The organism is Gemmiger sp. (assembly GCF_057431175.1).
In genome coordinates, this window is the sequence record NZ_DBMDDV010000021.1 from 14,894 (window position 1) to 26,107 (window position 11,214).

The 11,214-nt window shown below is 58.6% G+C and carries 12 protein-coding genes; all 12 read right to left on the reverse strand.

The window, feature by feature from the left end; translation table 11 throughout:
• Position 1: 1 nt before the first annotated feature.
• Positions 2 to 286: a co-chaperone GroES gene (locus tag ACZO0A_RS08610; RefSeq protein WP_215691884.1), complete on the reverse strand. Its 285-nt coding sequence runs from the start codon at positions 284 to 286 to the stop codon at positions 2 to 4.
• Positions 287 to 460: 174 nt separating this feature from the next.
• Positions 461 to 1,816 (reverse strand): ATP-dependent Clp protease ATP-binding subunit ClpX, encoded by a 1,356-nt coding sequence (gene clpX / locus ACZO0A_RS08615; protein ID WP_215691883.1) that lies wholly within the window; start codon positions 1,814 to 1,816, stop codon positions 461 to 463.
• A 14-nt stretch (positions 1,817 to 1,830) separates the two neighbouring features.
• Entirely contained in the window at positions 1,831 to 2,421 is a 591-nt protein-coding gene (locus ACZO0A_RS08620) for an ATP-dependent Clp protease proteolytic subunit (RefSeq protein WP_215691882.1), read from the reverse strand.
• A 117-nt stretch (positions 2,422 to 2,538) separates the two neighbouring features.
• The gene (gene tig / locus ACZO0A_RS08625; protein ID WP_291211676.1) at positions 2,539 to 3,930 is read right to left on the reverse strand and encodes a trigger factor; all 1,392 of its coding nucleotides are present in this window, start codon (positions 3,928 to 3,930) and stop codon (positions 2,539 to 2,541) included.
• Positions 3,931 to 4,027: 97 nt separating this feature from the next.
• Positions 4,028 to 5,929, reverse strand: a complete 1,902-nt coding sequence (locus tag ACZO0A_RS08630; RefSeq protein ID WP_486846215.1) for a DUF6020 family protein — start codon at positions 5,927 to 5,929, stop codon at positions 4,028 to 4,030.
• Positions 5,930 to 5,934: 5 nt separating this feature from the next.
• On the reverse strand, positions 5,935 to 6,618 hold the full coding sequence (locus ACZO0A_RS08635; RefSeq protein WP_417345678.1) for a metallophosphoesterase: 684 nt from the start codon (positions 6,616 to 6,618) through the stop codon (positions 5,935 to 5,937).
• Positions 6,619 to 6,645: 27 nt separating this feature from the next.
• Positions 6,646 to 8,094 carry a threonine synthase gene (gene thrC, locus ACZO0A_RS08640; protein WP_302370368.1) on the reverse strand — a complete coding sequence of 483 codons (1,449 nt, stop codon included), beginning with the start codon at positions 8,092 to 8,094 and terminating at the stop codon, positions 6,646 to 6,648.
• Positions 8,095 to 8,146: 52 nt separating this feature from the next.
• The gene (locus ACZO0A_RS08645; protein WP_291231432.1) at positions 8,147 to 8,497 is read right to left on the reverse strand and encodes a YraN family protein; all 351 of its coding nucleotides are present in this window, start codon (positions 8,495 to 8,497) and stop codon (positions 8,147 to 8,149) included.
• Complete coding sequence (gene rnhB, locus ACZO0A_RS08650) at positions 8,490 to 9,134, reverse strand: ribonuclease HII (RefSeq protein WP_291231433.1); 645 nt, start codon at positions 9,132 to 9,134, stop codon at positions 8,490 to 8,492. The genes ACZO0A_RS08645 and rnhB overlap by 8 nt, the downstream gene beginning before the upstream one ends.
• A complete protein-coding gene (ylqF, locus tag ACZO0A_RS08655) occupies positions 9,100 to 10,047 on the reverse strand; it encodes a ribosome biogenesis GTPase YlqF (protein ID WP_291231434.1) in 948 nt (315 codons plus the stop codon). Before ylqF ends, rnhB begins: the two co-directional genes overlap by 35 nt.
• The gene (lepB, locus tag ACZO0A_RS08660) at positions 10,044 to 10,601 is read right to left on the reverse strand and encodes a signal peptidase I (RefSeq protein WP_291231435.1); all 558 of its coding nucleotides are present in this window, start codon (positions 10,599 to 10,601) and stop codon (positions 10,044 to 10,046) included. Before lepB ends, ylqF begins: the two co-directional genes overlap by 4 nt.
• A gap of 75 nt (positions 10,602 to 10,676) precedes the next feature.
• Positions 10,677 to 11,018 (reverse strand): 50S ribosomal protein L19, encoded by a 342-nt coding sequence (gene rplS / locus ACZO0A_RS08665; RefSeq protein ID WP_078784112.1) that lies wholly within the window; start codon positions 11,016 to 11,018, stop codon positions 10,677 to 10,679.
• Positions 11,019 to 11,214: the final 196 nt, after the last annotated feature.

The following is an 11,214-nucleotide window of genomic DNA, read 5'->3' on the forward strand; positions in this document are numbered from 1 at the left end:
ATTATTCCACAACCGCGAGGATGTCGCTCTGGCGGACGATGGTGCATTCCTCACCGTCGACCTTGACCTCGGTGCCGGAGTACTTGCTGGTCAGGACCTTGTCGCCGACCTTGACGATCATCTCGACTTCCTTACCGTCCACATTGCCGCCGGGGCCGACAGCGATGACTTCAGCAACCTGGGGCTTCTCCTTGGCGGAGCCGGACAGGATCAGGCCGCCCTTGGTGGTTTCTTCTTCTTCGACCAGTTTGATAACAACACGATCTGCAAGAGGTTTGATTTTCATAGTGGAAGTTCCTCCCTATAAAAGATTTCTCTTTATATTTTTAGTTTAGCACTCAGTCTCTTTGAGTGCTAAATATATAATAGCCACTTTGCTGCAAAAAATCAAGTGTTTTCTATATAAAATTTTTGTGAACAAAAATGCACCGGGGCGTTTCGGCTCCGGTGCAGGTAGTTTTTATTGCTGTTCCGTCAAACTTTTGTAGCGCGGGCGCATAGCGCCGTGCTCGATGTGGGGCTGGCCGCCCTCCACCGTGTCGGCGTCGATCGTCACCTTGGTGATGGTCGCGTCGGAAGGAATGTCGTACATAATCGGAATCAGCAGTTCCTCGACGACGCTGCGCAGGCCGCGTGCGCCGCTCTTGCGCTCCACCGTCTTTTTGGCGATGGCGTGCAGTGCCGCGTCGGTAAAGACCAGCTCGGCGTTATCCAGGTGCAGCAGCTCCTTGTACTGGCGCACAATGCTGTTTTTCGGCTCGGTCAGCACGCGGACAAGGGCTTCCTCGTCCAGCGGATCCAGCACGGTCACGACCGGCAGACGACCGATAAGCTCTGGGATAAGGCCAAACTTGACCAGATCGTCCGGCTCAACGTTTTTCAGCAGTTTCTGGCGCGTTTCGTCCTTATCGAGCGTCGTGCGAAGCTGGCTGCCAAAGCCCATGCTAGCATTGTCAGTGCGCTTCTGGATGAGCTTTTCCAGCCCGTCAAACGCACCGCCGCAGATAAACAGGATGTTCTTCGTGTTGATTTGGATGAACTCCTGCTGCGGGTGCTTGCGGCCGCCGTTGGGCGGCACATTGCTGACCGTGCCCTCGACGATTTTCAGCAATGCCTGCTGCACACCCTCACCGCCCACGTCGCGGGTGATGGAGGGGTTCTCGCTCTTGCGGGTGATCTTGTCGATCTCATCCACATAGATAATGCCGATCTCAGCGCGGGGAATATCAAAATCCGCCGCCTGAATCAGTTTAAGCAGGATGTTCTCGACGTCCTCACCAACGTAACCGGCCTCGGTCAGGGTCGTGGCGTCGGCGATGGCAAAAGGCACGTTTAGCATCTTTGCCAGCGTCTGGGCCAACAGCGTTTTGCCGGTGCCGGAGGGGCCGAGCATCAGGACGTTGGATTTTTGCAGCTCGACGTCGCTGTTCTGGCCGGAGAGAATGCGCTTATAGTGGTTGTAGACCGAGACTGCCAGCACCTTTTTGGCGGCATCCTGGCCGATGACATACTGGTCAAGGCCTGCCTTGATCTCAGCAGGCGTCAGGATGTTGATGCTTTCCAGCGGGTCATAGTCGTAGTCGGCACCGGGCTGCGGCGCACTGCGGCGGCGATCCCGGGGCGGCATACCGGCGCGCGGCGGGGCCGGGCGCTCGCCATCCTTATATAGGGCGTTGCAGCACATATCCAGGCAGTCCTTGCAGATGTTGACACCGGGGCCGATGACCAGCTGCTCCACCTCATTTTGAGAGCGTCCGCAGAAGCTGCAGACGAGCTCGCGTCCTTTTCCGTCCTTACCGGACGTTTGATTTGCCATGTTGTTCCCCCGAATCAGTGTTTATAGAGGATATCGTCGATCAGGCCGTACTCCTTCGCCTGCTGCGCGGTCATATAGTTGTCGCGCTCGGTATCGCGGGTGATGGTCTCCAGCGGCTGGCCGGTGTACTGGCTGAGCAGCGTGTTCATCTTTTCACGGATGCGCACGATGTGGTCAGCGTGAATTTTGATATCCGTGGCCTGGCCGGAAATGCCCTGTCCGCCGATGAGCGGCTGGTGGATGAGGATTTCCGAGTTGGGCAGTGCAAAGCGCTTGCCCTTTGTGCCGCTGGCCAGCAGGAAAGAGCCCATGGAGGCCGCCATGCCGACACAGATGGTGGAGACATCGCACTTGATGTAGTTCATCGTGTCATGGATGGCCATGCCGTCGGAGATCGAGCCGCCGGGACTGTTGATATAAAAGTAGATATCCTTCTCCGGATCTTGGCCTTCAAGGTACAAAAGCTGTGCCACGATAACGCTGGCGGAGGCGGAGTTGACGTCCTCGCTCAGCACAATGATACGGTCATTGAGCAAGCGGGAGAAAATGTCATAGCTGCGCTCACCGCGCGCAGTCTGCTCGACAACATAGGGTACAAGGCTCATTGGGTTTTCCCTCCTTGGTGTCATAAAAATGTGGTGATGATAAAGGAACCGATACGGCGGCAAAGCTGCGCACCGTACCGGCCCTTTTACTCAATGTTTACGGATGCCGCGGGGTGATTACTCGCCCTGGGTCTCCTCTTCCTTCGGCTCCTCGTCCTTCTTGGCGGCAGCCTTCTTGGTGGTCTTGCGGGTGGTCTTCTTGGCGGGCTTCTTCTCTTCCTCGGCAGCGCCCAGGACGATGTTAGCCTTCTCCTTCACGAAGTCGATGGCCTTGTTGACAGCCAGATCCTTCTTGACGGCAGCGGCATCGACCAGGCTCTTGACCTTGTCGGCCTCCATCTGGTAAGCATCGGCAATGCGCTTGATCTCAGCCTCGAACTCCTCCTCGGTAGCCTCGATGGACTCCTTGGCGACGATAGCCTCCATGGCCAGGCGCATCTTGACCTGCTTGTCGGCCTGCTCACGGAACTGCTCCTTGAACTGCTCCATGGTCATGCCCATGTACTGGAGGTACTGCTCCAGTTTCAGGCCCTGCTGGGAGATACGGTACTGGAAGTCCTGAACCAGCTCCTCGATGCGGCTCTCGATCATGGCGTCGGGGATCTCGGCCTTCATGCCGCCCACGACCTGGTCGATCAGGTCGTTCTCGACCTTCTGGTCAGCCTGCTTTTCATGGTTGGTCTGGATACCCTTGCGGATAGAATCCTTCAGCTCATCGAGGGTGTCATACTCGCTGACGTCCTTGGCAAAGTCGTCGTCCAGCTCGGGCAGTTCCTTGTACTGCACATTGTGCAGCTTGATCTTGAAGGTAGCGTCCTTGCCGGCCAGCTCCTCAGCCTGGTACTCCTCGGGGAACTTGACGTTGACGTCGAAGGCCTCGCCAGCCTTATGGCCAACGACCTGCTCCTCGAAGCCGGGGATGAAGGAACCAGAGCCCAGCACCAGAGAGTAGTGCTCAGCCTTGCCGCCCTCGAAAGCAACGCCATCAACGAAGCCCTCGAAGTCGATATCGACGGTGTCACCATTCTGGGCCTCGCCCTCACGGGTCAGCAGACGGCCATTGCGGTCCTGCATACGCTTGATCTCAGCGTCAACATCGGCCTCATCCACAGTCTTGACATCTTTGTTGACGGTTAAACCGGTGTACTCGCCCAGCTCGACCTCGGGCTTGACGGCGACCTTGACCTTCAGGGTAGCGCCCTCGTCCTCGGACATGGAGACGACCTCGGGATCAGGACGGCCGACGGCCTCGATGCCAGCCTCCTTGACGGCGGCCTCGTAGTTCTCGGGGAACAGGTCGTTGATGGCGTCATACTGGAACAGATCCTTGCCATACATCTTCTCGATCATGGCTTTGGGGGCCTTGCCCTTGCGGAAGCCGGGGATGGCGTACTTCTTGCCCTCGCGCTTGAAAGCGGTATTGACGGCAGATTTGAAGGTCTCCGCGTCAATGGAGAACTGCAGTTCGACCATGCTCTTTTCGAGCTTTTCACAGGAAATCAGTTTCATTTATAAATTCCTCCAAAAATAGATGTATATAAAAATACAAGTTATTATACCATGCCTGTGCAGAAAATACCAGCCCTGTTTTTAAAATTTTAACAAACTAAGCGGATTTTTCTGCATTTTTCTTGCAAAAATACAGCGCCAGACAGAAAATCAGCGGCAGACACCCCGCAATCGGCAGGAAATAGCGCATACAATCATTGACCGGGGACGCGATGCAGGTCAGCCAGAAAATGCCCAGGCCAATAAAAATCGGCAGCGTCTGCTTTGCTTTGCGCCGCGCCAGCCAGACCCCCAGCACCGCCGTGAGCCAGGCCATAAACCCGATGGACGTGATCAGCCCCACCAGCGGCAGCTTTTCAAACGCCGAGAGCGCCTGTACAAAAGCATACCGCAGATAGCCGGATTTATCAAGATAGTGGACGTCCATTTCAAACATTTGCATGCAAGTGTCATTATTAAACGTGTAGTAATCGTTGATAGCCCGGCATTTCGTGATGGTGTAATAGCCGTGGGAGTTGGCATGCAGGGCCTCAAAATAGCAGACCGGGTGCTTGAAGAACATCTTGGCCCAGGTCAGCATATAGCGGGCCAGGCCACCCTTGCTGGGATTCTTGTAGTACTGCTTTACGCCATCGGAAAGTTCCGGCATATAGCTCTGGGCCAGGCTGTCATAGTCAAGCACTTCATTGATGACAGCCTTCTCGTCGTCGGTGACGTCATAGCCGAAGTTCCGGACATAGCGAGCCGTCTGCTGCATCGGCACCGAGAGGGCCTCCCCCACGCTGCCCGCCGGGATGTCGAGGACCTTTTCGGTGAATACATCAAACCCGAAGGAGCCAATGACCACCGCCAGCATGACCGCCAGAAGTGGTTTGCGCAGCTGTTTACCAGTCAGCACAAAGGCCGAAGCAAGCACCATCGGCACAACGGCGTAGATGCCGTTTTTGCGCAAAAGGCAGCAGAGGATGCCCAGCGCCGCGTAGGCGGCCAGGCGTTTGCGGCTCCCCTGCCATTCCTGCGGGAACAGCAGCAGATCGGCGGTTTTCAGCACGAACAGCACAAAGAGACCGGTGTAAAGCGTATCCTTGACCTGGGTCTGGATGAACACGCCCCAAATCGGGTTCAGCGCAAAGAACGCCGTGACAGCGTACTGCACCCTGCGGGAGCAGCCCAACTTGCCCGCAAAGGCCGCCGCCTGCCCGAACACCCAGGCACAGACGATGAACTGCAGGACGATGTAGAAGAACACACCCAGGTTATCACTGCCCAGGATGCGGCCCAGCTGGAACAGCCAGCCGTGCAGCCAGGTGGACAGCACCGTATGGTGGGCGGTCATTTCCTGCTTGCCGATGACCTGGGAGATCTGCCCCCAGGAGTCCCAGTCCACCGACCCGGGCAAGAACACGGCCACCCAGGGCAGCCATGCCGTGCCGATGAGCAGCGACGACGTGCGGCCCGGGGCCCTGGCGAACCGGCGGGCGAAGCGGTTTTCCGGTTCGGCTTCTGCCCCGCCAGGCCGCCCCAGCAGGGCGTACAAGCCCCAGACAGCGTGGTAGAACAACATCCCATACCCGGCCATGCAGACAGCGCCCACAAAGACCTGGTAGGGATTTTTAAAGACGAAAGCCCAGCTGCCCAGCTTGCAGATGCTCAGGCCCAGCACCTCGGCGACACCAAAGACGATGCTCAGCACCAGTTCGGCGCATCTGGGCTTGGCCGTGCGCTGGCGGCGCACCCAGTAGAGCAGCGCGGCCAGCCCCGCCGCCGCAGGCCCCCAGGCCCAGGCGTCCAGCGGGAAGTTCTGGTGCAGCTTGACAAGCCCCACCAGCAGCCCCGGCGCGGCGTCCAGGTCAAGGCCGGTCGTCTCGTACTGCATACCGATCATCAGGTCGGTGCGAGCGGTCTCGGTATCCGCCACCGTGATGACGGCGGAGAGCGCCAACGTGCAGAGCAGCCCCAGCAGCAGCGCCCCGATGATATCTTTTGTTTTCTGCTTCATAGGCTTCACCGTATTTTGTAGGGGCAGAACGACAGGCCATCGGCGGAGATCAGACGGTAGGTGATGCCGTCCCGCTCGCCCTGCATGGCATAGCGGATGGACTTGCCGTGCAGGTGGCCGTAGCAGCATTCGGTCACATGGAACTCGTTCAGCACATCCACAAGCTCCTGCGCCTGTGCGCCCGGGTAGATGGGCGGGTAGTGCAGGAAGGCGATTTTTTCACGCGTCTCCCCCGCCGCCTGCAAACTCATCCGCAGGCGGCCAGCCTCGCGCGCCATGAGCTTTTCCCCCTGGGCGGCCACATCGTCAAAGGGCCAGCCCCGGGTGCCGCACAGCGCCACATCGCCCACGATGCAGGCGTTATTGTGCAGAATGTGCAGCGTGTCAAAGCCGTTGGCGGCCAAAAACGTCTCCATCTTGCGGGTCGTCGTCCACCAGTAGTCGTGGTTGCCTTTCAGCAGCCATTTCTGGCCAGGCAGGTTTTGGATAAAGGCAAAATCCGCCTTGGTGTCGTTCAGGTTCATGGCCCAGCTGGTGTCGCCCGCCAGGACAACGGTGTCCTCCGGTCGTATGAGCTTGCGCCAGTTGGCTTCCAGTCGGGGCAGGTACCCCTCCCACCCCGGGAAAACGTCCATGGGCTTGTCCGTTCCCAGCGAGAGGTGCATATCCCCGATTGCAAAGATGGCCATACGGCCCTCACTTTCTAGTTGTTGTTTTTAACGAAGGGATGCGGTGCGGATATCCGCGGGCTGCAAGACCGTCTTGAAGCGCACTTCCAGCTTGTCCAACTCACTTAAGGACGCCGGGGCCTCGGCGCCGGTCTTGGCGGTCAGGGCCGCCATAGCGGCAAAGTCGCTGGCGGGGGCGGTCTCGCCCAGGGCGGTCAGCACGTCGCGCGGGAACTTGAAGGGGCTTGCCGTGGACAACACGACCATGGGAGCCTCGGTGCGCAGGGCTTCGGCCACGCGGAACGCCACGGCGGTGTGGGTGTCGCAGAGGTAGTTGTCCTCGTCAAAGCGGGCCTTGATTTCCGCTGCGCCCTCGGCGTCATCCGCATAGCCCGCGGCGAAGCTCGCCTGGATCTTCGCCAGCGTCTCGGCATCGACGGTGTACTTGCCGGTCTGGCTGAGCTCCTGCATCCAGGCGGCGACCTTCTCACTGCTGCCGCTGACGTGGTAGAGCAGGCGCTCGAGGTTCGAGGAAATCAGGATATCCATGGACGGTGACGTCGTCTTGTAGAAGGTGCGGCGGGCGTCATAGGTGCCGGTGCGCAGGAAGTCGGTCAGCACGTTATTCTTGTTGGACGCGCAGACCAGCTTGCCCACCGGCAAGCCCATCTGCTTGGCGTAGTAGCCGGCCAGGATATCGCCAAAGTTACCGGTCGGCACGCAGAAGTCAACCGGCTTGCCCCATGCGACCGCGCCCCGCTCGGCCAGACGGAAGTAGGCGTAGAAGTAGTAGACAATCTGCGGCACCAGGCGGCCCCAGTTGATGGAATTCGCGCTGGACAGGCGGATGCCGCGCTTTTCCAGCTCGGCGGCAACGTCGGCGTCGGCAAAGACCTTCTTGACGCCGGTCTGGGCGTCGTCAAAGTTGCCCTGCACGGCGTAGACCTGCACATTTTGGCCCTTCTGGGTCGCCATCTGCAGGTGCTGGATCTCGCTGGTGCCGTCGTTCGGATAAAACACTTCAATTTCGATGCCGTCGAGATCAGCATAACCCGCCAGCGCGGCCTTGCCGGTATCGCCGGAAGTCGCAACGAGGATGCGGGTCGTCTCGGTGCGGCCCAGCATCTTCTTGGCTTCGACCAGCAGCTTCGGCATCAGCTGCAAAGCGTAGTCCTTGAACGCGCAGGTCGGACCGTGCCACAGTTCAAGAGAATACAGGCCGTCGCGAACCTTGACCGTCTCGCCTGCCTTGCCGCCGAAGGCTTCGCCGTAGGTAGCAGCGGTGGCGGTGTGCAGGAAATCAGCGCTGTACTCGGTCAGGAAACCGGCCAGCACTTTTTCAGCCAGTACGGGGTACGAAAGGTCTTTCCAACCTTCCAGATCAGCCTTCGGGAAAGTTTCCGGTACAAACAGACCGCTCTGCGGTGCCAGACCACGGACGATTGCTTCCTGTGCGGAAACGCGGAGTGCGGAATCTCTGGTGCTTAAATACTGCATATGTTTACACCCTTTCTCTTATTCTCTTGTACTTTCGTTCCTCTATATCTTCTCAGCACTCAAACGCGCTGGGAATGCAATGTACCTGCCAGCCCTTGGCGGCGGGGGTGACTTCCACCACATCAAAGCGGATGGCTGCGTCCCTGTAGGGGCTGCACTGCAAATACTGCTGGGCGGCTAAAATCAATCGCTGCTGCTTGCGGGCATCCACCGCAGCGGCCGGGCGATCCAGCATCGCACCGGTACGGGTCTTGACCTCGGCAAAGACGAGGGTGTCATCCCTATATAAAATAAGGTCAATTTCCCCCATCCGGGTGCGGTAATTGTGGTTGAGCAGCAGCCAGCCGCGCTGCTGGTAATACTTAGCGGCAATCGCTTCGCCGATATGGCCGGTGTCAGTCATGCCAGTAGCCCTGTTTTTTCAAAAAGCTGCGGCGGTAAAACGGCTGGATGCCGTACTGTGCAATCAACTCATAGTGCAGCTTCGTCGGGTAGCCCTTGTGCTTGGCAAGCTGGTACTGGGGGCATTGCTTGTCCAGTTCCAGCATATAGCGGTCACGGCTGACCTTTGCCAGAATCGACGCCGCCGCAATGGACGCGCTGTTGGCGTCGCCCTTGACGACGGCCTCGGCGGGCTGTATCAGCCCCGGCGGGCAGCGGTTGCCGTCAATCAGCGCATAATCGGGCGTTATTTCCAGCCCTGCCACTGCCTGGGCCATGCCGTCCATCGTTGCCCACAGGATGTTGCGCTCGTCGATCTCCTGCGGCGAGATAAATACGATTTTGTACGCCAAGGCACGGTTTGTGATTTCTTCAAACAGCGCTTCGCGGCGTTTTTCGGTCAGCTTTTTGGAGTCATTGACCCCCGCAATGGGGTCGTCGGGGTTCAGGATGACCGCCGCGCAGCAGACCGGGCCACACAGAGGACCGCGCCCGGCCTCGTCCACGCCGCAGAGTACGCCGTGCTCGGCGCGTTTGGCGGTGTCAAAGGCGTAGAGCGCCTCGTTACTGCTCGTCGTCGTCCCAGTCGTCCGGGGCATCGTCGATCACCTCTTCCACGTCTTCTTGAATCGCACGCTGGGGCGGGCGCTCCAGCGAGAGCCGCCCCCACTTGCTGGCGCGGAACTCACCCACCAGCATTTTTGCGGCGCGTTCGGTGTCCACCTCGCCGCCGGAAATCAGCATCCCGCGCTTGGCACCTATGGCCTGCAGCAGGTCGTAGGGCGGCAGTTCCAGCGCCGCCGCATCCAGCTTGTAGCGGGCCAGCAGCTGCTGGGGGTAGATGCCGCGAACGCTCGAGAGCAGACCGCAGGCCAGCTCCTCAATGTCCAGGATATCGTCGCGGATGGAGCCGATGAACGCGAGGTTCGACGCCGTTTCCAGCGAGTCAAACTTTTTCCACAGCACGCCGGGCATATCCATCAAGTCAAAGTTGTCAACGCTGATCCACTGCTTGCCGCGGGTGACACCGGGCTTGTTGGCAGCCTTGGCGCGGGTCGTGCCCGCAAAGGAGTTGATAAAGGTGGACTTGCCCACGTTCGGGATGCCCACGATCATCACACGGATGGCCGCACCCACCATGCCGCGGCTGCGGCGGCGCTCCATCAGGGCGGAGAGTTCTTTCTCAATTAACCCTTTCGTCGCCGTGGCGCGGCCCCGCTGCTTGGAGTCCATGGCAATGCAGCCCGCGCCCGCGCTCTTAAAGTAGGCCAGCCACTGCTTGGTGATTTCGGGGTCGGCCAGGTCGGATTTGTTCAGTACATATAAATGCGGTTTGCCCGCGGTGATGCGCTCGATCTCGGGGTTCAGGCTGGAAAGCGGGATGCGTGCGTCGAGAATCTGCAAAACGCAGTCGACGTTACGGATTTCCTTTTCCATCAGGCGCAAGGTCTTGGTCATGTGCCCGGGGAACCACTGGATCTGGCGGCTGTTGATAATGTCGCTCTGGCTCATTCGGCCGCTCCTATCTTGCCAAAGGGCAGTACGCGCAGCATGGCTGCGCCCATAATGTCACGTTCGTCCACGCAGCCCACGCGGGAATCGCGGCTGTCGGTGGAATTGTTGCGGTTGTCGCCCATCACAAAAAGGCAGCCATCCGGCACCGTGATGGGAAAGTCCACGCTCTCATATAAATAGGTAGGCTCTGCGGTGTACGGCTCGTCGAGGGCGACGCCGTTGCGATAGACGATGCCCGCGGCGAAATCAATGTCGATGGTATCGCCGCCCTTGCCGATGACCCGCTTGACCAGCGGCTTTCCGTAACTGGTGTAGCCGTCCACCACGACGATATCGCCGTAGTCGGGCTGCTTCATCAGGTTGATGAGGATGCGCTCGCCGTTGAAGAGCGTCGGATCCATCGAGTGGCCGTCCACCTTGACGATGCGCACAAAAAAGGTGAACACAATGGCAATGACTGCCACGGCCATGGCCAGGGCGTCGTACCATTCCAGCGCTTCCTTATTGCGGCGGTAGCGTTTTTTGAACGATTCATCAAACGCTGCACCCATGCTTTCCACCACCCATTCCTAAAAAAATACGAAAAAAGGGAGAACGCCAACCGTCCTCCCCTTTTCTCAGTATGCTCAGATACGTGCCTTGACCTTAGCAGCCTTGCCGGTGCGCTCGCGCAGGTAGAACAGCTTCGCACGGCGAACCTTGCCGCGGCGAACGACGTCGACCTTCTCAACGAACGGGCTGTTGACCGGGAACACACGCTCAACACCGACACCGTAAGAGGTGCGGCGAACGGTGAAGGTCTCAGCGATGCCGCCATGCTTCTTAGCAATAACGGTGCCCTCGAAAGCCTGGATACGCTCCTTGTCGCCTTCCTTGATACGGACGGAGACGCGAACGGTGTCGCCGACTTCGAACTGGGGCTTGTTCTCTTTGATCATACCCTCGGTAAAATGCTTCATTGCGTCCATGGTTTAAATTCCTCCATTTTATTGCGACGTTCATACACGATGTTTCGTCAGAGGACCGCCTGTATAATGATGTGTCATTATCCCGCCGATGGCTCGGCGGCACTAACGCTTTAGTATTATATCATTGTGCGGGAAGTTTGGCAAGGGGGTTTTGACAGAAAATCGAAGATTTTTTCAACTTTTGCCTTCCTCTGCG